This is a genomic window from Roseomonas aeriglobus (assembly GCA_016937575.1).
Classification (GTDB): Bacteria; Pseudomonadota; Alphaproteobacteria; order Sphingomonadales; family Sphingomonadaceae; genus Sphingomonas; species Sphingomonas aerigloba.
This window is the reverse complement of record JAFHKN010000002.1, coordinates 3,192,543-3,217,427: the sequence shown is the minus strand read 5'-3', so window position 1 is coordinate 3,217,427 and position 24,885 is coordinate 3,192,543. Positions and strand designations below refer to the sequence as shown.

The 24,885-nt window shown below is 66.0% G+C and carries 18 protein-coding genes and 3 pseudogenes; 13 read left to right on the top strand and 8 right to left on the bottom strand.

The genetic code is table 11. The features are described 5' to 3' along the window. Positions 1-32 precede the first annotated feature (32 nt). A pseudogene (locus JW805_15675) lies at positions 33-787 on the top strand (IS5 family transposase). A 191-nt stretch (positions 788-978) separates the two neighbouring features. Then, on the top strand, positions 979-1,140 hold the full coding sequence (locus JW805_15670; protein MBN2973446.1) for a hypothetical protein: 162 nt from the start codon (positions 979-981) through the stop codon (positions 1,138-1,140). Positions 1,141-1,384: 244 nt separating this feature from the next. Here JW805_15670 and JW805_15665 read toward each other — a convergent pair. Further along, a pseudogene (locus tag JW805_15665) lies at positions 1,385-1,642 on the bottom strand (transposase). 116 nt (positions 1,643-1,758) lie between these two features. On the opposite strand from JW805_15665, the gene JW805_15660 reads away from it, so the two are divergent. Next, positions 1,759-2,509, top strand: a protein-coding gene (locus JW805_15660) for an IS5 family transposase (protein MBN2973445.1) whose coding sequence is annotated in 2 segments (ribosomal slippage) — positions 1,759-2,075 and positions 2,074-2,509 — 753 coding nt in all. Because the reading frame shifts where the segments join, the coding sequence is not laid out codon by codon here. A gap of 546 nt (positions 2,510-3,055) precedes the next feature. Next, a complete protein-coding gene (locus JW805_15655) occupies positions 3,056-4,570 on the top strand; it encodes a tryptophan 7-halogenase (GenBank protein MBN2973444.1) in 1,515 nt (504 codons plus the stop codon). Here the strand turns inward: JW805_15655 and JW805_15650 are convergent. Further along, positions 4,534-5,808: an MFS transporter gene (locus JW805_15650; protein MBN2973443.1), complete on the bottom strand. Its 1,275-nt coding sequence runs from the start codon at positions 5,806-5,808 to the stop codon at positions 4,534-4,536. The two genes, JW805_15655 and JW805_15650, sit on opposite strands and share 37 nt — an antisense overlap. Before the next feature lie 106 nt (positions 5,809-5,914). On the opposite strand from JW805_15650, the gene JW805_15645 reads away from it, so the two are divergent. Then, positions 5,915-8,083, top strand: coding sequence for a glycoside hydrolase family 65 protein (locus JW805_15645; GenBank protein MBN2973442.1), 2,169 nt, complete (start codon positions 5,915-5,917; stop codon positions 8,081-8,083). Further along, positions 8,053-8,727 (top strand): beta-phosphoglucomutase, encoded by a 675-nt coding sequence (gene pgmB, locus JW805_15640; GenBank protein ID MBN2973441.1) that lies wholly within the window; start codon positions 8,053-8,055, stop codon positions 8,725-8,727. The genes JW805_15645 and pgmB overlap by 31 nt, the downstream gene beginning before the upstream one ends. A gap of 3 nt (positions 8,728-8,730) precedes the next feature. Here the strand turns inward: pgmB and JW805_15635 are convergent, their stop codons facing one another. Continuing rightward, entirely contained in the window at positions 8,731-9,756 is a 1,026-nt protein-coding gene (locus JW805_15635; protein ID MBN2973440.1) for a LacI family DNA-binding transcriptional regulator, read from the bottom strand. Between the two features lie 160 nt (positions 9,757-9,916). Here JW805_15635 and JW805_15630 point away from each other — a divergent pair, with 160 nt between their 5' ends. The 5 genes from JW805_15630 to JW805_15610 all read left to right on the top strand — a co-directional run bounded on the left by JW805_15630 (position 9,917) and on the right by JW805_15610 (position 18,027). After that, positions 9,917-12,535, top strand: coding sequence for a TonB-dependent receptor (locus JW805_15630; GenBank protein MBN2973439.1), 2,619 nt, complete (start codon positions 9,917-9,919; stop codon positions 12,533-12,535). Positions 12,536-12,600: 65 nt separating this feature from the next. Further along, the gene (locus tag JW805_15625) at positions 12,601-14,619 is read left to right on the top strand and encodes a hypothetical protein (protein ID MBN2973438.1); all 2,019 of its coding nucleotides are present in this window, start codon (positions 12,601-12,603) and stop codon (positions 14,617-14,619) included. Continuing rightward, positions 14,609-16,852, top strand: coding sequence for a glycoside hydrolase family 3 C-terminal domain-containing protein (locus JW805_15620; protein ID MBN2973437.1), 2,244 nt, complete (start codon positions 14,609-14,611; stop codon positions 16,850-16,852). The genes JW805_15625 and JW805_15620 overlap by 11 nt, the downstream gene beginning before the upstream one ends. 285 nt (positions 16,853-17,137) lie before the next feature. Continuing rightward, on the top strand, positions 17,138-17,401 hold the full coding sequence (locus JW805_15615; protein ID MBN2973436.1) for a transposase: 264 nt from the start codon (positions 17,138-17,140) through the stop codon (positions 17,399-17,401). A 149-nt stretch (positions 17,402-17,550) separates the two neighbouring features. Continuing rightward, the gene (locus JW805_15610) at positions 17,551-18,027 is read left to right on the top strand and encodes a transposase (protein ID MBN2973435.1); all 477 of its coding nucleotides are present in this window, start codon (positions 17,551-17,553) and stop codon (positions 18,025-18,027) included. Between the two features lie 158 nt (positions 18,028-18,185). On the opposite strand, the gene JW805_15605 is transcribed toward JW805_15610, so the two are convergent. Continuing rightward, the gene (locus JW805_15605; protein ID MBN2973434.1) at positions 18,186-19,457 is read right to left on the bottom strand and encodes an IS110 family transposase; all 1,272 of its coding nucleotides are present in this window, start codon (positions 19,455-19,457) and stop codon (positions 18,186-18,188) included. A 154-nt stretch (positions 19,458-19,611) separates the two neighbouring features. Here JW805_15605 and JW805_15600 point away from each other — a divergent pair. Then, a pseudogene (locus tag JW805_15600) lies at positions 19,612-19,923 on the top strand (transposase). A gap of 65 nt (positions 19,924-19,988) precedes the next feature. Here JW805_15600 and JW805_15595 read toward each other — a convergent pair. The 4 genes from JW805_15595 to JW805_15580 form a co-directional block, all read right to left on the bottom strand. Next, the gene (locus JW805_15595) at positions 19,989-21,644 is read right to left on the bottom strand and encodes a recombinase family protein (protein ID MBN2973433.1); all 1,656 of its coding nucleotides are present in this window, start codon (positions 21,642-21,644) and stop codon (positions 19,989-19,991) included. Positions 21,645-21,914: 270 nt separating this feature from the next. After that, positions 21,915-23,378, bottom strand: a complete 1,464-nt coding sequence (locus JW805_15590; protein ID MBN2973432.1) for a hypothetical protein — start codon at positions 23,376-23,378, stop codon at positions 21,915-21,917. A 16-nt stretch (positions 23,379-23,394) separates the two neighbouring features. Continuing rightward, complete coding sequence (locus tag JW805_15585; protein MBN2973431.1) at positions 23,395-23,658, bottom strand: hypothetical protein; 264 nt, start codon at positions 23,656-23,658, stop codon at positions 23,395-23,397. After that, positions 23,655-24,311: a hypothetical protein gene (locus JW805_15580; GenBank protein ID MBN2973430.1), complete on the bottom strand. Its 657-nt coding sequence runs from the start codon at positions 24,309-24,311 to the stop codon at positions 23,655-23,657. Before JW805_15580 ends, JW805_15585 begins: the two co-directional genes overlap by 4 nt. A 161-nt stretch (positions 24,312-24,472) precedes the next feature. Here JW805_15580 and JW805_15575 point away from each other — a divergent pair, with 161 nt between their 5' ends. Continuing rightward, entirely contained in the window at positions 24,473-24,817 is a 345-nt protein-coding gene (locus JW805_15575; protein MBN2973429.1) for a hypothetical protein, read from the top strand. Positions 24,818-24,885: the final 68 nt, after the last annotated feature.

Sequence of the window (24,885 nt, the reverse complement as noted above, 5' to 3'; positions counted from 1 at the left end):
CGATCTGATTCAGGCTCCGCAAGGAACCCGAGATGAGTGACCTGTTTTGGCTGACGGATGAGCAGATGGAACGGCTGCGACCGTTTTTTCCCAGGAGCCACGGCAAGCCGAGGGTGGACGACCGCCGGGTGCTGAGCGGCATCGTGTTCGTCAACCGCAACGGGCTGCGCTGGCGTGATGCGCCGAGTGCCTACGGGCCCCACAAAACGCTGTACAACCGGTGGAAGCGCTGGGGCGAGCGCGGCGTTTTTACGCGCATGATGGAGGGGCTGGCTGCGGGCGATGCCGAGCCGAAGACCGTCATGATCGACGCGACCTACCTGAAGGCGCACCGCACGGCATCGAGCCTGCGGGTTAAAAAGGGGATCTCGGCCGCCTGATCGGCGGAACGAAGGGCGGCATGAACACGAAGCTCCATGCCGTCGCCGATGCGAACGGGCGCCCGTTGAGCTTCTTCATGACCGCGGGCCAGGTCAGCGACTACACCGGCGCGGCAGCGCTCCTGGACGACCTGCCAAAAGCGCAGTGGCTGCTCGGCGACCGCGGCTATGACGCAGACTGGTTCAGGGACGCTCTCCAGGCCAAGGGCATCCAACCCTGCATACCGGGTCGCAGATCGCGCAACGAGCCGGTCAGATACGATAAGCGCCGCTACCGGCGTCGCAGCCGCATCGAGATCATGTTCGGCCGCCTCAAGGACTGGCGGCGCGTCGCCACCCGCTACGATCGCTGCCCCACGGCCTTCTTCTCCGCCGTTGCCCTCGCTGCCACCGTCATCTTCTGGCTGGGATCAACGAGTCCTGACCCTAGCTATCCCCGGCGTCGGGTCGCTGGTCGCGACTGCGCTCGTTGCAGCGGTCGCGGACGGGACCGGGTTCAAGCGCGGACGCGATCTTGCCGCCTGGCTCGGCCTCGTACCGCGGCAACAGCAACCTGAGGCGACTGTTCATCCACGGCGCTCGATCCGCATGCCTGCACATGAAGCGCGAACAGGGGCTGGGGCCGTGGCTGGATCAACTCGAGACCCGCGTGCACCGCAACGTCGCGGTGGTGGCGCTCGCCAACAAGATCGTACGCATCAGTTGGGCGGTGCTCGCCCGAGGGGAGACGTACCGGCCGCCCCTGCCGGTCGCTGCCTGACCGAAAACGAGCGCCGACAAGCAAGTCTGCAAGCACAAGGAGTGATGGCAAGCAGTCGATGGTGACACGGTCATAGCCTGAGCAAAAATGCAGCCGTCATCGGCTGGACCAGCTTGAAAGGACGACCGTGCGCGGATCCCATCATGGCCCGGGATCGAGATGTCCCGCAAGGAGGCCGGATACATTTACGCAGACTGCGCAGCGGAACGATCAGCGCTTGCCAGACGGGGGCGGACCATACATTTTTTGACAGCAGGTCTTTCAATCCCGCATTCTCAAGCATCGTGTCCGCCAGCAGCAGCTTGAGCCGGGCATTCTCCTCTTCGAGCGACCTCAGACGCTTTGCGTCGGACACCTCCAGGCCGCCGAACTTCGCCTCCCATGCGTAGTAGGTCGCGCTCGACATGCCGTGCTTGCGGCACAGCTCCGTCACCACCGCACCCGGCTCGGCCTCCTTCAGTATGCCGATGATCTGCTCTTCCGAAAACTGCTTCCGCTTCATTCCGTCCGTCCCTTCAAGCGGACAGTCTCTAGGCCGGATCGACATTCAGGATTCCCAAAATGGGCTGAAGGCTGATTCACAGGCATCCGTGTCGAGACGCGGAGCAAATGATGAGGATCAAGCGGTACGAGTTGAGCGAGGTGCAATGGTCGCGGATTGCGTCGCTGGTCCCTGACAAGGTGGATGATCCCGGTCGAACGGGTACCGATAACCGCTTGTTCGTGAACGGATGCCTGTGGGTGCTGCGCTCCGGTGCGCATTGGTGCGACCTTCCGGAGCGCTACGGCAAGTGGAAGACGGTGCACCGGCGTTTCAGCCGCTGGTGCCATGCCGGCGTCTGGGAGCGCGTGTTCGACGCGCTGACCGCCGACCGGGATAATCAGTATCTGATGATCGACAGCACCATCGTTCGCGCCCACCAGCAGGCGGCGAGCGGAAAAGGGGGGCAAGGATCAGGCGCTGGGGCGTTCCCGAGGCGGACTGACGACCAAGGTCCATATGCTCGCCGACACGTTCGGCCGACCCTTGCGGTTCCAAATCACGCCCGGGCAAGCCAGCGACATCGCTTCGGCATCCGGTCTGCTCGAAGGCCAGCGCGGCGGAGCGGTGCTCGCCGACATAGCATATGACGCCGATGACTTAAGCAGCCAGATCGCTGCGATGCACGCCGAGGCGGTAATCCCGTCCAAGCGCAACCGAAAGATCGCCATCCCGCACGATGCGGGCATCTACAAGCATCGCAACCAGATCGAGAGATGCTTCAGTCGCCTCAAGCATTTCCGCCGCTTTGCCACCCGCTATGACCGCCGAACCACCCATTTTACTGGCTTCGTACACCTCGCCGCCGCCATGATCTGGCTACGATAAATGTCGATCCGGCCTAGTTCCACCTGGATGAAGAAACGGGGGTCACGTCAAGCTTCTCGGTGACCCGGGCAACAATGCCGATCATTTCAGGAACGTCTTCTGAGCCACGCGCATCAAGACCTGCATCCCGTGCTGGCGATCGCGCAACGAACTTCTTCGATACGACGATCGCAGCCACCGGCGTCGCAGCCGCATCGACATCACATTTGGCCGTCTCGAAGCTGGCGGTGCGTTGCCACCCGCTTCGATCGCTACCCCACGGACTTCTGCGCTGCCGTCGCCCTCGCTGCCGCCGTCATCTTCTGCATGTGATCAAAGAGTTCTGAGCGTAAGATACAAGCAACCGGGTAATATAATATTTCATATCATGCAGCCGTCAGGCGAACAGGCGGGGTGAAGCTTTCACGAGAAAGGCCGCATTCGTCTCACTAGCCATGAATAAACTTCAGGTCCAACGGCCCGTTGGAGCAGCCATGGAAGACGTCGGGTTTTTCCCCGCTTACGAATGATTGATCCAGCCTGCGCGCTGCGACACAATCGCCTGCCATGACAACCGAACCTCGCCCGACCGGACCCGACTCCACAGCAGATGCACTTCGCCGGATCGTCATCGTCGGTGGCGGAACGGCGGGGTGGATGGCGGCGGCGGCGTTTGCACGGTTTCTGGGGCCACGGATGACGATCACGCTCGTCGAATCAGACGCGATCGGCACGGTCGGGGTCGGCGAGGCGACGATCCCCGGCATCCGAACGTTCAACGCCGGGCTCGGGATCGACGAAGCCGATTTCCTGCGCGCGACCGGCGGCAGCTACAAATTGGGGATCGAATTCGTCGACTGGGGCGTGCCGGGCGAGCGCTATGTCCATGCGTTCGGCGAGATCGGCCCGTCGCTCGGCCTCATCGGCTTCGTCCCCTATTGGCAGCGCTGGCGGGCGGCGGGCGGGGCGCTCGACCTGTGGGACTTCTCGGCCGCGGCACTGGCGGCTCGCGCCGGGCGGTTTGCCCCACCGCAGGGCGCGACGCCGTTGGCCTGGGCCTATCATTTCGATGCCTCACTCTACGCCGCCTATCTGCGTCGGCGGGCCGAAGGACAGGGCGTAGTGCGCCGCGAGGGGCGGATCGTCGAAGTCCTGCGGGACGGCGAGGGCGGCGACATCACGGCGGTCCGGCTGGACGGCGGGGATACGGTCGCCGGCGACCTGTTCGTCGACTGCTCGGGCTTCGTCGGGTTGCTGATCGAACGTTCGCTCGCCAGCGGATACGAGGATTGGACGCACTGGCTGCCTTGCGACCGCGCGCTGGCGGTGCCGAGTGAACGCGCCGCGCAGATCATCCCGCTAACCCGATCGACGGCGAAGGTGGCCGGGTGGCAGTGGCGCATCCCGCTGCAGCATCGCACCGGCAACGGGCTGGTCTATGCGAGCGCCCATCTGTCCGACGAGGCTGCGGCCGACACGCTGATGGCCGGGCTCGACACGCCGGCGATCGGCGATCCGCGGCCGATCCGCTTCACGACGGGCATGCGGCGGACACAGTGGTCGCGCAATTGCGTCGCGCTGGGGCTGGCGGCGGGGTTCGTCGAACCGCTCGAATCGACCAGCATCCACCTGATCCAGCAAGGCATCGCCGAATTGCTGCGGCTGATGCCGGCGACGCGCGACTGGGCGGCCGAGCGTGCGCAGTTCAACCGCCGGATGCGGTTCGAATTCGAAAGCGTCCGCGATTTCGTGATGCTGCACTACCACGCCACCCGGCGCGAAGGGCCGCTGTGGGAGGCGTGCCGGTCGATGACGCTGCCGGATACGCTCGCCGCCCGCCTGGACCTGTATCGATCGGGCGGCCGCGTGATCCGGTTCGACGAGGAACTGTTCAGCCCGGTCGCCTGGACGCAGGTGCTGCACGGGCAGGGGATCGCGCCCCGCGGCTGGCATCCGATCGCCAATGCCGCGAGCGATGCCGAAGTGTCAGCGGCGATGACCCGCGCCGCGCGCGAGGCGGCGGCGCTGGCGGCATCGCTACCCGATCACACGGCGTGGCTGGAGCGGCTGTCGGTGTCCTGATCGCGTGTGCGCAGCCGGCCCAGCAGGCCGACGAGAACCAGCAACGCCGCGATCGGCACCAGCATGGCGTAGATCGCCTGGATGCCGCCGACCGCGGCGAAGACCCGCCCGACGATGAACGACCCGGTCGTGCCGCCGAGCGCGGAGAAGACGACGATCAGCCCCACGACCGACGCCTGCGTTCGCTTCGGCATCGCCGACAGGATTGCCGAATTGAGTGTGGGATAGATCGGCGCCATGCACAGCCCGATCAGCGGTAGCAAATACGCGACCGGCGGCGCATCGGCCCAGCTCGTCACGGTCCGGCCCCCTTCTGCCTCCGCCAGCGGGAGGACCAGGACCAGCAGCATCGCCATCGCGACGAGGCATCCGATCAGCAGCGCCTGCCAGCCCGTCCGACGGACAACGACGCCCGCACCCAGGCGTCCCGCCGCCAGGCCCGCGGCGAAGATCGACGCCGCCTGCACACTCATCGGCGCGGACAGGCCGAGCACTTCGCGGTTGATCGTTGGCAACCACGTGCCGACGCCCTGTTCGACCAGGACGTAGAGGAAGGCGCTGGCGACGAAGACCAGGATCAGCGGCGTCGCGACGAGCCGGAGCATGGCGACGAACTCGCCGGACGGTGTCGCGGGTCGGGCGTCGGCGTCATCGGCGGCGAACGCGGCGCGCTCGTCGAAGCGGACGGTCAGCAGCAGCAGGATCGCCGCACCCGCGATGCCGGCCAGCCACCAATAGACGCGAAGCCAGCCCGCCCCGGCGGGGTCGGCGGGGTCGATGAACAGCGCGAACAGCCAGTAGCCCGCCAGCACGCCGAGCATGAACACGCCTTCGATCGCGTTGAGCAGGGCGGCATGCGCGTGTGGGGTATCGGTCAGCAGGCCGACGAACGAGTATGTCGCGACCTTGACCAGCGCGAACGACACGCCGGTCGCCAGGAACAGCAGCCGGGTCGCCGCGAAGCTGTCGAGCATCGGCATCGCCAGACAGGCTACCGACACCAATGCGAGCCCGGCGATCATTCCGCGGCGCAGGCCGATGCACGGCAGGAACGATGCGACCAGGAAGCTGACCACCGCGATCGGCAGGTCCTTGAACGCCTCCAGCGTGCTGGCCGCGACCTTGTCGACGCCGAAATGCGCGATCGATTGCAGTATGACCGTGCCGACGCTGTTCAGCAGGATCGCGAACACCGCGTAGGTCAGGAACAGTGCGAGCTTCAGCCGTGCGTGCGTCACCAGACACTCCCCTCCCAAGCTCGGCACATCGCGTTTGCCGGGTTGCGCCTCTCGCATCAGCTATTATGAAACGGATTTCAAAGCAACGTCGCGCGAGGGAGGGGTAATGATGGAGGCACGGCCGCTGCCGGTACCGGACCCGGACGCCTCGCCCTATGGTGGCGACAGCTGGCGGCTGACGGCGGATGCGGCGGCCCTCGCGTTCGAGCAGACGCCTCCGCTGCTGTCGCTTGGCAACGGCTTCATCGGCCTGCGGGGGCCTGGCGGGCGGGACGAGCCGACGCTCTATTTGAACGGCGTCTACGAAGAACAGCCGATCCCCTATCACGAGGCAGCGCACGGCTATGCCCGGTCGAGCGACACGCGGTTGGCGACCGCCGATCCGACGCGTTTGAGAATCCTGGTCGACGGCCGTCCGCTGCGGGCGTGGGACGAGGCCGAGCTAGACATGGCTGCGGGACGCCTCCGACTGTCGGCGTCGCTGGGCGCGGTGCGGGTCACGCTCGACCGACTGGTGGCGATGGACCGCGATGCGGTGTTTACCCGGATCCGCGCGGAGGGGCCGGTCGGAACGCCGCTGTCGGTCGTGCCGCACATCCTGCCGCCGCCCGGTCCCGAAGCGCCCGACGCCGACGCACCGTATGACCCCCGCGTCGGTCCCGCACTCGCCCGATCGCCGTGGCAGGCGCTACTGACCGCCGACCACCACCGCGTCGATCGCCTGCCCGTGAGCGGATGGCAGGTCGCGGTCTGCGTCTCCGGCGGCGGCGCGATCGATATCGGGGCGGCCGGCATCGCGCAGATCGATGTCGTCGCAGGCATTGCCGCGGCCCGCGATGCGTCGCCCGACACGCTGATCGCGACCGCGCGCGCGGTGACCGCGATCGATTTCGATACGGCCTGTACCGCACAATGCGCGTGGTTCGACGCGATCTGGCGCGTCGTGGGGATCGACCTGCCCGACACGGTCGGCGGCACCCGCGCGATGCGACATGCGCTGTTCCAGCTCATACAGGCGGCCGGACGGGACGGGCGCACGTCGCTCGCCGCGAAGGGGCAGACGGGCGAAGGCTATGAAGGCCATGTGTTCTGGGATGCCGACAGCTATGCGCTGCCCGTCCTGGCCTTGGTCGCGCCCGACATTGCGCGGGCGATGCTGCGTTGGCGGATCGCAGGCCTCGACGACGCGCGCGCCAATGCACGGGCGATGGGGCAGACGCGCGGCGCGCTGTACCCGTGGCGCACGATCGGCGGACGCGAATGTTCGTCCTTCTTCCCGGCGGGATCGGCGCAATATCACATCAACGCCGACATCGCGCACGCGCTGCGCCTCTATGTCGCGACGACCGGCGATACCGCGATCTTCGACGAGGGCGGGGCGGAGATGCTGGCGGAGACCGCGCGCATCTGGCTGCAGATCGGCTGGCACGATCCGGCCCGCGGCGACGCCTTCGTCATCAACCGGGTGACCGGGCCGGACGAATATTCGGCGATCGTCGACAACAACCTCTATACCAACCTGATGGCGGCCGAGCATCTGCGCTTCGCCGCGACAGTCGCCGGCGCACATCTGTCCGCGGACGAAGTGGCGGCGATGCGGCGAGCGGCCGATGCGATGGCGGTACCGTTCGATGCGGAGCGCAACATCCCCGCGCAGGACGACCGGTTCTTCGCACTCGAACCCTGGCCGTTTGCCGCGACGCTGCCCGACAAATACCCGCTGCTGATCCATTACCACCCGCTGACGATCTACCGCCACCGCGTCGCCAAACAGGCCGATGCGGTGCTGGCGGCCGCGATCCTGCCGAGGCGGTTCGATCGCGACACGCGGACGCGGATGCTCGACGTCTATGAAGCGGTCACCGTCCACGATTCGACCCTGTCGGCCGCACCGTTCGCGATGCTGGCGGCGTCGGTCGGAGATGCCGATCGCGCGCTGGCCTATTGGCGCCGGTCGGTGATGACCGACCTGTCCAACCTGTTCGCGAACAGCGGGCACGGGCTGCACATGGCCGCACTGGCCGGGGCGTGGAGCGCACTCGTCTATGGGTTCGCCGGGATGACGGTGCTCGACGGCCTCGGCTTCGCGCCGATCGCAATGCCCGCCTTGGGCGGCTACGCGTTCGGTATCCTCTGGCACGGCAGCGCGCTGAAGGTGACGGTGTCGGACACGCGGGTGCGATACACGCTCGACAGCGGCGGGCCGGTCGCCTTCCGTCACAGTGACGAGGCGCTAACGATCGCATGTGGCGAAACGATCGAGCGCGCGATGTGAATGGCCCATTCCAGCTCGCGGTCTTCGACCTGGACGGCGTCCTCGCCGACAGCGCGAGGCTCCATTTCGTCGCCTGGAAGGCGATCGCCGACGAGCTTGGCATCCCATTCGGCGAACGCGCGAACGAGGCGCTGAAGGGCGTCGACCGCATGGGCTCGCTCCGTGCGATCCTGGCGATCGGGGGCGTGAACCTGCCGCCGGACGAGATGGAGCGGTTGGCGACGCGAAAGAACGTCGCCTATCTCGACGCGGTCGAGACGATGGGGCCGCAGGACCTGTTGCCGGGCGCGCGGCGGCTGCTCGACGCGGTCCGCGCCCGCGGGATGCCTGCGACGTTGGCGTCCGCCAGTCGCAATGCGCCGCGCGTGCTCGAACGGCTGGGGATCGCAGACGTCTTCGCGCATGTCGCCGACCCCGCGCGGCTGGCGCCGAAACCCGCGCCCGACCTGTTTCTCGATGGCGCACGCTTCCTGGGTATCGATCCGCAGGCATGCGTCGGGTTCGAGGATGCCGGAGCCGGGGTCGTCGCGATCAAGGCGGCGCGCATGCGCGCGATCGGCATTGGCGCGGCGACCGACTTGCCGGGCGCCGATCAGGTCTATCCGACGACTGACGCCATCGACATCGACCGCGCGTTCGGCTGATCCTCAGGTATCCCGGACTATCAGCCGGGTCGGCAGCATCGTCGATTTCGCGCGGCTGCCTTCGATCTGCTGCATCAGCTTTTCGACCAGGATCGCGCCCGCCAAATGCGTCTCCTGCTCAATCGTCGTGATCGCCGGTGTGAAGTCGGCGGCGGGGGGAATGTTGTTGTATCCGACCAGCGCATAATCGTCGGGGGCGCTAAGCCCAGCGTCGCGGAACGCCGCGATGACCGCCATCGCCGCGGTGTCCGAAAAGGCGAAGACGGCATCTGGGGCGGGGTGGCGCGTCAGCCAGGCGGCGGCCCCGGCATAGACCGCGGAATAGGCCATATGCTCGACCAGTAGCAGGTCGATGCTGGCGTCGGCGGCATCGCCCGCCTGCCGCAACCCTTCGTGGCGCAGGCGGATTTCCTCATGCTCGACATTGCCGACGAACAGCCAGCGCCGCGCGCCGCGCGTGACGAACAGGTCGCCCGCCAGCCGTCCGCCCAGGCGATTGTCGCTGCCGACGGCGCAATAGCTGTTCTCCGGGTTCACCGCGCCCCACACGACAAACGGCGTCGCGCTGCGGGAGAGGTCGCGCAGCATCGGTTCGCGTCCGCCTTGGCCCAGGAAGATGAAACCGTCCGCCGCCCGCCCGGCGATTAGGTCGATGCACGCCTGCGCGTCGCTCAGCCCGGGGGGCGACAGCAGCAGGTCCTGGTTGCGGACCGACAGCGCCTCCGACACGCCCGCCAGCAGTTCGAACACGAACGGATCGGCGATGCGGCCGTGGCGGTGCGACCCGAAATCGAGCATCACTGCGATCGTCTCGGTTCGCGCCTGGCGCAGCTTCTGTGCGTTGCGGTTGACGGCATAGCCGTGCGCGCGGGCGACCTGCAGCACCCGCTCACGCGTTGCCTCGCTCACCAGCGGGCTGCCGTTCAGCACGCGACTAACCGTCGGCTTCGACACCTCTGCCAACCGCGCGATATCGTCCATGTTGACCGTCATCGACCGGCCGCGTGTCGTGCCCGCTTTCCCTGCCATCGCTAGCAGCCTAGGCGGTTGGTGAGAGCGGTGCAACGGCTGGACGCGGTTCGACTCAAACAACCTTGAAATGCATTTCATGATCGCATAGCAGTGACCGTCAAGGCGCCCGACCAGCGAAGGCGTCAGCAGTATCAGCACTCAGGGGAGAGGATCAGATATGTCCCGCACCTTCACTCTCGGTCTGGCCACGTCGCTCGGCGCTCTGGCGTGGGCCAGCGTGGCCGCCGCGCAGACGGCGCCCGCCACTACCGGCACCACCCAGACCGACGACGCCAGCAACCAGCGCGGCGTGAACCCGACGCCCGATGCGGCCGATCCGCTGAACGAAATCGTCGTGACCGGCACCCGCACGCGCGGCGCGACCGTGCTGACCTCGTCATCGGCGATCACAGTCGCCGATCGCCTGGACCTCGACCGCAAGGCGCCGCGTTCGACCGCGCAGGCGCTGGAGCTCATCCCCGGCATCTTCGTCGAAGGGTCGGGCGGTGAGGCGTCGAACAATTTCTCGGTCCGCGGTCTCGCCGGCGGCGGGCAGCAGTTCGTGCAGTTGCAGGAAGACGGTCTGCCCGTCTTCTACATCAACGCGCTGAGCGACACGGTGCTGAAGCAGGGTGTCTACATCGACCGGCTGGAGGCGGTGCGGTCCGGCTCGTCGGGCATCCTGACGGTCAACGGTGCCGGTGCGACGATCAACTTCATCAATAAGAAGCCGAACTACGACCGTGCCGCCGGGTCGGTCCAGCTCGGTACGTCGAGCTATGGCACGGCGCGCTTCGAGACGTTCATGACCCAGCCGATCGCGGAGAACACCGCGATCTCGATCGGCGGGTTCTATCGCTATTCCGAAGGACTCAGAAACACGGGCTACCCCGCCGACCACGGCTTTCAGTGGCGCGGTGCGATCGCCCAGCGGTTCGCCAGCGGCGGCGAGTTGATCCTGTCGGCGAAGGTCATCGACGATCACTCGACCTTCTACCTGCCGGTGCCGGTTACGGGTGTGGGCAGGCCGCGGTCGATCCCCGGCATCAGCGCGCTTGACGGCACGATGGCGGGTCGTGACGTGTCGTTCTTCCGCAATTTCACGTCGCCGCGGACGGGATCGAGCACAAAGGACGTCGACCTGCGCGACGGGGTCGCGACCAAGGCGTACACTCTCGGCTATGACCTGACGAAGGACCTGTCCGACCAATTCTCGTTCTTCGCCAAGGGGCGCTACACGTCGTTCGGCACGAACTTCAACGCATTCTTCAGCTATGACAACGATGCCCTGCAGCTGGGTAGTCAGCGGTTGAACCCTGCGGCAACCGACACGTCGGACAGAGCCAACGGGACCCGCGCAGCGCTGGCACGATTCCGCGCGTCCGGCGCCACCCGGCTTGCCTACCGCTATGTCGACACCGGTCAGATCATCGACGGGACCGCCGCGCAAAATGCGCTGAACGGCAACGGCCTGGTGTCTGAGAATGTCGCGGCCAACAATCGCGCCAGCGTGAAGGAGTTCAACAGCGATACCGGCGTGCGCTGGCAAACCGACAAGAACTCGCTGACGGTCGGCGCGCTGTTTACCAAGTCGAGCCGCTACAACGATTCGATCGGCACGGCGACCGTCCTGACAGATGTCCGCGACAACGCGCGCCGGCTGGACGTCGTTGCCCTGAATGCCGCGGGGCAGATCGTCGGATACCAGACCGATCGCGGTGTGCTGAACTACGGCACCTGGGGCGAGGGTTCGAACAATCTGAAGTTCGAATCGATCTCGGCCTATGCCCAGGACGAACTGAAACTGTTCGACGACCGTCTGCGCATCGACGGCGGCATCCGCTACGAGCATTTCAACGTCGACCGCCGTTTCGGCAACACGGTGCGTACGCCGATCGCTGGGTCGGGTACCTATGATGCGAACGGCAACCTGCTGGTCGATGCCGACAACATTATCGCCAACAATTACATTTCGGGCGGCTTCGACGGCACTTTCGGCACCCAGACCAAGACCTGGGACAAGGTGGCCTACACGCTGGGCGCCAACTTCCTGGTGACCGATCGCTTCGCGGTGTACGGCCGCTACGCGACAGGCTTCCAGGGGCAGGAGCAGAACGACCCGACCGAGCTTGAGTTCGCCGAGGCCGGCGTTCGCTACGGCGCGCCGTGGTTGCAGGCGACGCTTGCGGGCTTCTACACCCGGTTCAAGAATTATCCGTTCAGCCGTGCCAGCCTGGTCGTCACCGGTCGCAACGTCGTGACCGATTCGGATATCGAGGTGTACGGCGGCGAATTCGACATCACCGTGCGGCCGGTCGACTGGTTCCGCATCCAGGCGACCGGCGTGCTCCAGCGCTCGCGTCTGTCGGTCAATCGCGCCTATCTGGACGACGGTCGTGAATCGGCACCGCCGGCGCGCGACATCCAGAACATCGACACGTTCAACGGCAATCGCCCCGAACGCACCCCGGCGACCAACGTCACCGTCACGCCGTCGTTTGTCCTGCCGAACGGCATGGGCGAAGTCTATGGCAGCTGGAAGCGGATCGGGAAGATCTATGCCGACATCTCCAACTCGCTGGTTCTGCCGGGGTACGACCTGTTCTCGGCCGGCGTCCTGTTCAACGTGGCGCCCAACGTCCAGCTGAACATCAGTGTCGAGAACATCACCAACGCGATCGGCCTGACCGAAGGCAATCCGCGCGGTGGCTTCACCGAGAACACCGGTTCCAACTTTTATTTCGCCCGACCGATCTTCGGGCGGAATGCGGTGGCCAGCGTTCGTATCGACTTCTAGACTCCTCCCACTGGGCGGGCATGGTTTCGGCCGTGTCCGCCCGTCTTGTTTCGGGAACGCCTGATATGCGTCTGCCCCTGATCGCGACGCTCGCCCCCCTGACCCTGGCGGCGGCCGCGCCGCAGGCGGCGCCGATGCTTGAATTCCGCATCGACGAGGGGCGCAACATCAACGCCTTCGTCCGGCAGGGGCCGGCGGCCGCACATCTGTTGCTGCGATCGGGGGCGCACCCCCGCATCCTCGCCGGCTTCCCCGCCGGAAACAGCGGTGTCGGCCTGTGGTTCGAGGATAGCGCGCCCGTCACCTGGACGATCGTCACCGCACCACGACCGGTGACGCTGCGCGATGCCAGGGGGCGTGCGCTACACGGGTTCGAGACGACCGTATCGACCGGTGCGAAGGCGCTGCGTATCCGCCAGGCGGTGCTGTCGTCGATCCGCGTGCTGCGCGATTACGAATTGCTGAAGACCGCGCCGGCGGAAGTGCTGACGTCGCCGCGGATGAACGGCGACACGCTGGTCTGGGCACGCGACCGGCTCGACGGTGCGGCGGGCTACCGGCTCGCGCTGACCGGGGTGGCTGGCACACGAGTCGATACGCGCGAACTGCGCAGCGGAAGGAACGGGCGGATCACGCTCAAGGTCGTCGGCCTGACCGGAGAGCGACCGTTGACGCCGCTGCAGGGCGCGACCCTGCTGACCGCCGCCGCCGCACCCGACGCGAAGACGCGCAACGCGCTCGCCTTCCTCAGCTACGAAGAGAAGTTCCTCGCCGGGTCGTGGCGGTTCGACACTTATTTCGGGCGCGACACGCTGATGTCGCTGCGGCTGCTGATGCCGGTGCTCCAGCCGGTCGCGGTCGAGGATGGCATCGCCTCCGTCCTCGCGCGTCTGGCGCCCAACGGCGAGGTCGCGCACGAGGAGGACATCGGCGAGTTCGCAGTGTTGCGCAACGCCAAGGAAGGCCGCGGGCGGGTCGATACGCCGATCTACGACTATGCGATGGTCGACGACGATTTCATGCTGCCGCCGGTCGCGGGGGCCTGGCTACTCGATCGACCGGGCGGACAGGCGCGGGCGGCGGCGTTCCTCGCCCGGCGCAATGCCGGCGGGACGACCAATGGCGCCGCGCTGGCACGCAACTTCGCCTGGGTCGTCGAGCGCACCGCCGCCTTCGCCCGCGACCCGCGTGTCGCCAATCTGGTCGGTCTGAAGGGCGATCGGCTGACCGGCCAATGGCGCGACAGCGAGGAAGGGCTCGGGCGCGGCAAATATGCCTATGACGTGAATGCGGTGTTCGTGCCCGCCTCGCTGACGGCGATCGCGCGGTTCGCGCGCAGCGGTCTGCTCGATCGCTATCTCGATTCCGCACAGCGTGCGCGCCTGGCCGCGGCCGATGCCCAGGCTGGCGTGTGGATGGCGAAAGCGCCGCCGCTGTTCACTGCGACGATCCCTGCCGATGCCGCACGGCGCAGCGTCGCCGCCTATGCCCGCACCGCGGGCGTCGATGCGGCCGCTGCACTCGCGACCCTGCCGACCGGCCCGCTCGCGTTCAACGCGCTGTCGCTCACAGCAGACGGTCGGACGGTGCCGGTGCTCCATTCCGACGATGGATTCGCGCTGCTGTTCGGCCTGCCGAGCGCAGGCGAGCTCGACCGGTCGGTCGGTGCCATGCTGCGCCCGTTTCCGGCGGGGCTGCTGACGCCAATCGGTCTGCTGGTCGCCAATCCGGCCTATGCCGACGCGTCGACCCAGGCTCGGTTCGGGCGTACCGCCTATCATGGCACGGTGGTCTGGTCGTGGCAGCAGGCGGTGCTCGCCGCCGGTCTGGCACGACAGCTGGAGCGGCGCGATCTGCCGGCGGCCACGCGTACTGTGTTGCAGCGCGCGCAAGGCGAGTTGTGGCGGGCGATCGGTGGCGGTGGTGCGATTCGCACGTCGGAACTGTGGTCGTGGGACTACAGGAACGGTCGCTACAGCGTCGCGCCGTTTGGGGCGTCGAGCGGCGACGCCGACGAATCGAACGCGGCACAATTGTGGAGCACCGTCTATCTCGCGGTGAACCCGCCTGCCGGTGCGCGTTGATCGCCGCCAACTGATCGCCGGCGGCGCGGCGGCATTGGGTGTGTCGCTGCTCGTGTCGGTGGGGCGTGCCGCGCCATCCACGCGGGTTGCCGGCCTGATCGCGCGGATGACGCTGGCGGAGAAGGCGGGACAGCTCAGCTGCTACAGTGACGCGATCCGACCCGTCGGCGCGGTGTTCAATCCCGTGGTCAATCCGCAGGACGCCGCCGCGCAACTCGCGGCGATCCGGGCGGGGCAGGTCGGCATGATCTTCAACGGCCTGGGCGTCGCCGGCGCGCGGCGCGCGCAGGCGGCGGCGCTCGACAGCCGGTTGCGCATCCCGCTGGCGTTCGCTGCCGATGTGCTGCACGGCCATACGACGATCTTTCCGATTCCATTGGCCGAGGCGAGCGCGTTCGACCCCGTGCTGGCCGAGGCAAGCGCGCGGATGATCGCGCGCGAAGCGGCGGCGAGCGGGCTGCACTGGACGTTCGCGCCGATGGTCGATCTGGCCCGCGACCAGCGGTGGGGGCGGGTCGCCGAAGGGGCGGGGGAGGACGTGCTGCTTGCCTGCCATTATGCGGCGGCGCGCGTGCGCGGGTTCCAGGGCAGCGACCTGCGGCGACCCGAAACGATCGCCGCCACGCCCAAGCATTTCGTCGGCTACGGCGCGGTCACCGGCGGCATGGAATATGGCGCGATCGAGCTGTCCGACGCCACCTTGCGCGAAACTCAGCTGCCGCCGTTCGCGGCTGCCTTTGCCGCTGGTGCTGCTAGTACGATGTCGGCGTTCGGCACGCTGAACGGCGTCCCGCTGAGCGGAGATCGCCGGGTCCTGACCGGGTTGCTGCGCGACACGCTCGGCTTCGCCGGACCGGTCGTGTCCGATTACGATGCCGACCGCGAACTCGTCGCCCATGGCTATGCCCGCGACGACCGCGATGCGGCGCGGATCGCGATCTTGGCCGGAGTCGATATCTCGATGCAGAGCGGCCTGTACGAACGCTGGCTCCCGGACCTGGTCACTAAGGGCGACGTCCCGCTGGCCCGTGTCGACGACGCGGTCGCGCGGGTCCTGACACTGAAGGAACGGCTCGGCCTGTTCGACGATCCGATGCGCTCGCTTAACGCCGGTGTCGAACGCCGAACGGTCGGCAGCGCCGCGATCCGATCGGCGGCACGCATGGCGGCGCGGCGCTCGATCGTCCTGCTGAAGAACGACGGCGGGCTGCTTCCGCTGGCGCGTACCGGCCAGCGGATCGCGCTGATCGGTCCCTTCGGCGCGGACCGCAGCCAGGTGAACGGCCCATGGTCGTTCGCCTCGACCGGCACGAACGCGATCGACCTGGCGACCGGCATCCGCACGCGCATGGGCGTCGATGCGCGGATCGAGGTCGTCGCGGGTTCGGGCATCGAGGCGCCCGTCGCCGACGGCGTCGCTGCAGCCGTTGCCGCAGCCCGCGCCGCCGATATCGTCGTGCTGGCGATCGGCGAGGGAGCCAGCATGTCGGGCGAAGGCAACAGCCGCGTCGACATCACGATCCCAGCGCCGCAGCGCGAGCTGGCCGCTGCCGTCGCCGCGACAGGCAAGCCGATCGTCGTCGTGCTGACGCACGGACGCGCCCTGGCGCTCGACGGAGCCGTCGCCGCCGCGCCGGCGATCCTCGCGACCTGGTTCCTCGGCAGCGAAGCCGGCCATGCGATCGCCGATATCCTGTTCGGCATCCATGAACCGACCGGTCGCCTGCCGGTCAGCTTTCCGCGGGCGACCGGGCAACAGCCCTGGTCCTACGACCGGCCGAGCGTCGGCCGCCCGCTCCTGCCGCCGCCCGCACCCCAGGATGGCCGCGCAGGTTGGCGCGACGCCCGGGACACCGTCCTTTATCCGTTCGGCCACGGCCTCGGCTACGCGACCTTTGCGACCGGGCCGACGCGGGCGACGATCGACGGCGCGACCATCGCCGTCAGTGCGGAGGTACACAATCGCTCGAACCGCACCGGCGAGACGACGGTTCAGCTTTACGTCCACGACCTGGTCGCGTCCCGCACCCAACCGCGCCGCAAACTGGTCGCCTATCGCCGGCTGACGATGAGGGGGGGGGCGGCCGATCGGGTCCACTTCGTGATCGATCGCGCGCAGCTGGCGATCATCGGCCCTGACGGGTCGCCCATGTTCGAACCCGGCACCTTCCGCTTTTGGATCGCGCTGTCATCGGCAGATGGCTTGGCGAGTGACATAGAGGTTCCGGCGTAACCCCACGGGACCAAAGTTCTGCGGATATCGCTCCTCTCCTAGAGTTTGATTCGTCTAAGCTGAATCGTATCCGCTGTTGCGGAGGTAGTTGGTGCATTGGTGAGGTGGGAAGGCCTCGAGTAGTGAACCAATCTGCCTCCGTGTTGCCTCGACCGATCTGGTGTCGGCCTTGCGGAGCAGCGTTTTGAGTTTGGCGAAGACCTGCTCGATGGGATTGAGGTCGGGGTGACGTGCTCCCCGGAAATCATGCCATCGATAAGTTAGCTCGTCAGATGGAGACGAGCGATGCGGCGAGGCCGTTTTACCGAGGATCAGATCATAGGCGTGCTGCGTGAGCACGAGGCTGGCGTGAAGACCGCCGAGCTGTGCCGAAAGCATGGCATCAGCGATGTGACCTTCTACAACTGGAAGGCGAAATACGGTGGTATGACCGTGTCGGAAGCGGCGCGGTTGCGCACTCTGGAGGATGAGAACCGGCGGCTGAAGAAGCTGCTGGCGGAGTCGATGCTGGACGTGTCGGCGCTGAAGGATCTGCTGGGAAAAAACTGACCCGGTCTGTGGATCGCTACGCTGCGGTGGAGAAGCTGATGACCGACCACGGCTTCTCCGAGCGTCGCGCCTGCAGGCTGGTCGGGGTCAACCGGTCGGCGTGACAATATGAGCCGCTTCGCGGAAAGGATGATGCTGTCCGCGAGCGGATGCGCGAGCTTGCCAACGAGCGTCGCCGGTTCGGCTATCGCCGGTTGGCAGTCCTGCTCAGGCGCGAAGGCAAGGGCATGAACCTGAAGAAGGTGTACCGGCTGTATCGCGAGGAGCGGCTGACGGTGCGCAAGCGTGGCGGCCGGAAACGGGCGCTGGGCACGCGGGCGCCGATGGCGATCCCGCAGGGTCCCAACCAGCGCTGGTCTCTCGACTTCGTGTCGGATGCACTGGCCTGCGGCCGGCGGTTCCGCATGCTCAACGTCATCGACGATTACAGCCGGGAGTGCCTCGCGTGTATCGTCGACACCTCGTTGTCAGGTCGGCGTGTCGTCCGCGAGCTCGCCGCCATTGCCGAGCGACGCGGGCTGCCGTGCATGGTGGTCAGCGACAACGTCCTATGTCGGGAAGCAGCGGCGGGTTTTGGCCAGCAGATATCCATGCGCCGACAACCGTCGGCGCGGCATGCAATCTGAGCCAGATGGCTCCCACCGTCAACGGGATCGCTCCCTGCCATAGCAAACACAGGATCCAGCAGCGCCGAGGCGGCCGTGGTCCTCACCATCCTTAAAACGAGATACGCACCCAGGTGGAAGGCCCGAACATTATCTACAGGGTCGCTCGACGAGCGCCCTCACGGCACTTGCAGAGAGGGGTCCTTCCACCTGGCATCCGACCGTTCGAGGAACGGCCGGTACTCTGTCCCCGTCTTGATGACGGCGTGAGCCACGCGCGCCATCTTGGCGGTGAGCGCCGTCATCGCCTTGCGGCGACGGTCGGCATCGTCCGCGTGCCCGGCGACATATCGTCCGAGCTTGTCGCGGAAGCTGTTGTCGCGCTGACGCGCGGCGACCTGGGCAGCCATCCAGAAGGTCCGGCGCAGGCGCGCATTGCCGTACTTGGACAGCTTCGTGCGGCCACGGAACGTGCCTGACTGACACGTTGCGAGATCGAGACCGCAGAACTTCAGGAACTGACGATGATGGTTGAAGCGCCGCAGATCACCGGCCTCGGCCAGGATGGTCAGCGCGTTGATCGGACCGATGCCCGGAATGTTGCGCAGCAGCTGGTAGTCGACGTCATCGGCGAGCCGCGCATGGGCCAGCCGCTCGATCTCGTCTCGCTGGTGGATGAGGCTGCGGCCCTGCGCGATGACCATGCGGAACATGGTGATGGCGGCTGAGTTCTCCGGCACCGGCAGTGCCGTCGAGGCGGACGCCGTCTCGTAGATGTCGTTGATGAGGCGTGCCTTGGAGACCTTGCGGCCGATGAGCGGCCATGCCGCGGCCGAGAACGCCTCGCGGTCCAGCGCCGTGATGGTGGCCGGCGTCGGAAACCGCTCGATGAGCGCCAGGAACCAGTCGGACCGGCTGTTGCCTGCGAAGCGGGCGATCTCGGGGAAGTACAGCGGCAGGTAGTGGGTCAGGATCCGATGCCAGGTCTGCGTCTTCATCCTTGAGATCGTCTCGTGAGTCTTCGAGAGCTCCTGCAGGTCGTTGATTCCGGCCACCAGCGGGTCGACGTAGCGCTGCGTCGCACCGATCCGCAGCATGTGCAGGATGACCTGCGCGTCCTTGGAGTCGTTCTTGTCCCAGCCGTTGTGCAGCGCCTCGCGCGTTCTGGCGAGCGCGACCGACGAGATGAGGCGCAGCTCGAACCCTGCCGTCAGCAGCCGGTGCGCCAGCGTACGATGGTAATTACCCGTCGCCTCGAACCCGACGATGATAGGGCGCCCGATAGCAGCGAGTTGCTCGGCAAAGCCGTCATAGTCCTGCCTGGTCGCCATGACGGTCATCCGCCGGCGCCGGCCGCCTTCCGGTCGCTCGATGAGAACCTCCTGTCGGCTCTTGGACATGTCGATGGCTACCAGCACGGCGCCGGCAGGCGTAGAGGTGAGCTTGGTCATGGTCGGTCGGCCTCCAAAGTGTTGTCTCGACAACCTCACTTTAGATACCTGCTGACCGGCCATGGCTTGCCCTGATGAAGTCTGCGGCCGCTACGCGGCCTTGTCTTCATCAGGGCCATAGCGGCTCCCGAACCAGCGCTTCCCAATGTGCTACGGAACCGAACTGACCAGTCATGCCGTTTTGGCCTGGTGCCAGGACACGGGCGTCGAGTGGCATTACATCGCCCCGGGCAAGCCGCAGCAGAACGGCTTTGTGGAATCGTTCAATGGTCGCTTGCGCGACGAATGCCTGAACGAGCACCTGTTCCCCTCGCTGGCTGCGGCGAGACGGATCATCGAGGCATGGCGGACGGACTACAACACCGTGCGTCCGCACAGCAGCCTCGGCGGCATGGCACCCGCCGAGTTTACCAACCGCCCGCGCCACGGGCACGAGGACACCGAAGCTAACCTATCAGCGGCCTGAAAACGGGGAGCACGTCAAGACTGGCGGAGTTTCAGGGGAGCACGTCAAGTCGGAGATAGAGTGCGTCATAATTGAACTAAAATCTCCCAGCAATCCGAGTGCCCTATAGGGTGGTGCACGGGGCACCATTCCCGGTCAAAACTGGGCACCGACGTGAGCGAGCCGGTTTGGCCCTTATGGGCACCGGCTTCGAGCGCAGCCCTGGACCCGGCTACGATGATCTCGTTATCATTGACGACGACTCCCGACACGAAGATCTTGAGGTAAGCGCGCCGCAGTTCGGTATTGGCGCCGGTGATTTCGGCGCGAAGGCGCTCACCGAATTTCTTGATTGCGGCGTCGTCGATCCGCCCTGCTTTGTGACCGATCTGCTTCGCGAGGCTACGCTCTGTTTCGGACAGCGCGGCGATCGATGCTCGAGCCTCGGCCAGCTTGGCAGCGAACACAGGCTCGCGCGGGCTCATGATCTCCTCGGCGACGAGGTCGAGCAAGCGGCTGAGTCGAGCCTCTGCCGCGATACGCTCACGCCGCACCCGATCGTGATCCGCGCGGCGCCGTTCTTCGGCTTCATTCGACCGGTCGAGCACGTCGGCCAGCAGAACGCGAAGGCGCGCGGGCGCCAGCACGCGCTTTAGCAGCCCATCGAGGACGATCTGGTCGAGCGCCTCCTCGCGGATGGGCTTGCTGGCACACCTTTTGGCGCCAGCGGTCGCCTTGGCATTGCAGGTGTAATAGCGATACGCACCGGCCTTACCGCTGCGAATGACGAGACCCGCACCGCAGCCGGGATGACCGCAGGTCGCGACACCGCCCAACAGGACTGGCGAGTTGGTCGTGCGCGGCGCACGGACACGCGGTGCCGACTTGGCGCGAATGGCCGCGACCTGCGCCATTAGGTCCGGCTCGATGATCTGCGGGCACGATACCAGCACAGGGTCGCTGTCGCCGGTAGGCAAAGCCTGGGCATTGGCCGGGCGATGGAGATAGGCGCCGGTATAATGAGCGCGCTTCAGGATTCCATCGATGTTGCTGTTGTGGAAAGGCCGGCCACGCATGGTGTAGCCGTTCTCGTTCAGATGGGCGGCAATCGCGCGCGTACCCATCGGCTGCCCATGTAGACCCTGATGGGCGAGATCGAAGATCAGTCGGACAACGCGAGCTTCATTTTCGCGGATGAAGAGCTTCTTGCGCTCCTTGCGATCGAACGTGCCGACCGCACGCGATTCATATCCGTAGGGAACCGGTCCGCCGTTCCAATAGCCGCTGATCGCGTTGCCGCGGCGATCCCGCGTGGTGAAGACCGACGCATCGTGCGCGTATTTCTCGTTCATGACGGCGAACATCGATCGCACCATCTTGCCGTTCGAATCGTTGCCAAAGTTCTCGGTCAGACTGAGGAGACTGACACCGGCCTCGGCCAGCTTGTGCTCGGACACGACCTGGGTCAGCAGCCGCCTGGCAAAGCGGCTGAGCGCATAGACGATCACCATCTGTACGGGTCGATCTGGCGCCGTCGCCTGCGCGATCATCCGGTCGAACTGCTTGCGCTGGAGCTTGCGGCCCGAGACGTTCAGTTCCTCGAAGATCGCGACAAGTTCGATGCCTTCACGCTCGGCGTGCGCGCGGATCGCGGCACTTTGGGCGGCGATACTGGCATTCTGGCCGCCCTCTTCATCGACGCTGACACGGACGTAGCCATAGGCGCGGAGCGCGGGTTTCATGGGCTGTTTTCCTTTCTGCCATGGCGACGATCGTCGATCGCCGTCAACCTGACCAGCGCCTATCGATTGCCCTTCAGGATCAACGTCAGGTCCGGGCCGAGGTGCAGCAGGATCAGGGCCGCCTCGTCGGGTAGCACGGGGAAGACGTCGGGCGCGTTCGTCAAGGCAAGAACTCGCCGGGCCGGCGCTCGTTTTGCTTCGGGAATGTCGCGTCCGGTCGCCATGACGTGACAATGGCGAACCGGATCGGCGGCATTGGAGGATAGGAAATCACAGCCTCAGCCGGAACCACAGCCGACCCTGCGCTTCTATGAGGATTCGGCGGTTCTTCTGGCAGCTGGCATTCTTCGCCGCCTTTTCGAAGATTGCATTCCCCTCCTTCGACGCTTCCACCAGGAACCGCGAGCCGTGGTTTTTGTCCTCATGGACCAGGCCCTCGATGACCTTCCCGAAAGTGTACGGCTCCTGCCAGCACGGATCGGTATTGCCGCGTGCGCGCTCACGGGCCGCCGCAGCCACATACTTGCGCGGGATCGCGTCCTCGTCCTGCACCACGTCGATCCGCAGTCGGTGACACAGCAAGCGCGGCAGCTCGGCGGGCAGCGTGAAGCTCCTCGGGAGCAGATCCGCCGGGGGAAAGCCCCGATTGGTGTCCACGACGATCTGTTCGGCCCAGCTGAAATAGGAGACCACGTCGTCGCGCTTGCTCCCGCCCGAGGTGCTATCCCCGATATCCTGGTGGCGGACCGCCGAGTGAACGTGCGCCGCGCGCACCACGCTGTTCCACAGCAGCGGGATGGCCGGGGTCTTCAGCCAGCGGTGAACCTCCTGCAGGCTCCACTGCTTGGTGCGATGGCGTTCGAGCAGCTGGGGCAAATGAGCGGTCGCCGCTTCGCCTTCTTCAAGGAGGATGGCGAGCAGGCCGAGAAGATCCTCATCGCTTGCGTCGAGTCCCAGCCGCAGCTCGAAAGCGCGGCCATGCAGCCCCAAGGCCTCGACCCACGCCGTATCGGTCGCGTCGGCCCGCTTGCCCGACAGCTGGAAGATCCGGCGGGCATAGGTGGCATCGTCCCATGCCTGCTCGAGCTGTTTGGCAAGCGCGCCGTTGCGAGGAACTTTGTTCGACGAAAGGTCCCCGACTTCGAGTTGCAGCGGATCGCGCAGGCGATCCCTGGCATCCAACGCTGCGAGGTGCGCGCTGTCGAGGGCGTGAAACGCGACGACGTTCGCCAGATCGGCGGTTGCTTGAGAATCCTCGGCCAGCACCATGCGGATGCCGGTCCCCAGACGGCCGCTCATCAGTGCTTCGGCAGCACGGGGATGCTCTTTACGGATGATTGCCCATGACGCGGCCATCTCATTCGCATCCGGACCGTGCGCAGCGCTGGCGTCGAGCCCGATCGCAGGGATCGCGACCATATCACACAGGCGTGCCAATCCATCCTCCGACCAGTCGGTATGCGCGGTGTCCCGCAGGATGCCGTCAAAGCGCAGCTGGCCATCGCCAACATCATGGATGATGGTGTCGAAGTCGCGCGCCAGAGTCTCCAGCCAGTACCAGCAGATGTTGGGACCGTTGTGCTCGTCGATCGCGGCTTCGACGTGCTTCATGAACGTGTCGAGCGGATTGACCCTAATGCCGCTGGGCGCCAGCACCGCTCCGGCCGATTGCGACGGCCTAAGTTTGTTCTTTCCTTTGTTTTTCCGTTGCTTTTCGTCGATCTTCTTCGTCATCGGTCTTCTCCTTTGGTCAGGAACGTGGGTCGGACGGGGCGATGGCATCAGCGATGTCGTCGATCGCTGAGAACAGGGTGTGAATCTGCCGGTCGACGTCGGCGATTGCGGCGGCGATCTTTTTGAGAGCAGGCGCGTTTGGGCGCCTGCCGCTGGCAAGGTCATCGAACTTTGCGACTAGAGCTTCGTGCTTTCGAATCGCGCCATTCAGACGATCAGCCAGCGCCGCGATGTCATCGAGGGCCTTCTCGTCTGGGCCAGGCTCGATCCGGGCGGTCACGACGGCACCTCCGGCAGCGCCGGCAGCGCCCAATAGCGGGGATTGCCACCTCCACGGTGGATCCAGTCGAACGCCTCGCCGCGGGTAGCGAACGCCGGCAGATCGATGCCAAGCGCCCGCGCCATTTCATCGGCGAGGAATACCTGCCGCCGCGTTGGCGTTCTGCGCCGCCATGCAGCCTTGGGATCGCGGCCGGCTCCGGTCTCCAGGAACGCCGCGGTTTCCTCTGCGTGGAGGGCGGCGAGCCAGTGTAGGCGCGACCAGCGGCCCCACTCGGCGATCGACGGGCCATGCGAGGACTCGAACAGGATCGCGATCAGCTGGCTGAGCGGCTGGTCAGGATACTGCAGGGCGGTCTGCGCAAGAAGCAACACACCCTGGCTGCCGAGCGCGTCGAGACCGCCCAGCTTGATGTCGTCGAGACGGTGTCCGCCATAAGGCTCCAATGCCGCCCCGGTCCGATAGAGCGCCTTATCCCGATCGTTCCACGCGGCGCGGCGGTGTAGCCAGGTCTCCGCGTCACGGATCAGATCGTCGAGATGCGCCTGACGTGCCTCTCGAGCCGTAACGCTGGCTTGAAGACGGCGTGCGAGCCGCGCCGCCGCCGTTTCAAGGCCGCCTGACCTGTGTCTCGCAGATGTCTCCGGGTCCATTCAGCAGCGTATGCGCCGGGAGGAAATCGCGATTGGAGGATAGTAAAGCGGCTACGGCTGAAAATGGGCCGTATCCGGAATAGCGGCTTCCAATCGGCACGTGTTCAAAAGCTGACATTGCCGACTTCGAAACCTCGCCTTCGACGGTGAAGGGCGCCGTTTTGAGTTTCACAGGCAACGTCGCCGCTCTCGCCCAAATCCCTGCCCCTGACGAGATCATCAAGAACTCGCTTGCCAATTACGCATTCGAGAATTCTGAGATCGCCGTATACACTTCGCTGCTAGCGATCGTTGAGTTGGTGACTTTGGCCGGCGGCAGAGCGCCCTCCAACAGTCGCTCAACGAAGAGCAACGGAAGGCACAGCTCGTTCTCGACAGCATCCCGACGATCACACGAAAGTATGCGGAACTGCGATCCGCAGGCGAGACAACGGGCCCCTGACCCCAGCTTGGGCAAGGAGCGGGAAGGGTTGTTAGCCGAAACGATCAGCGATCGCGTTATTTAAATCTATCGTTCTGCCCTTAATAGGCAATAGAAAAATCTCTCTTGCTTGACCCTTCGGTCGGCACCCTT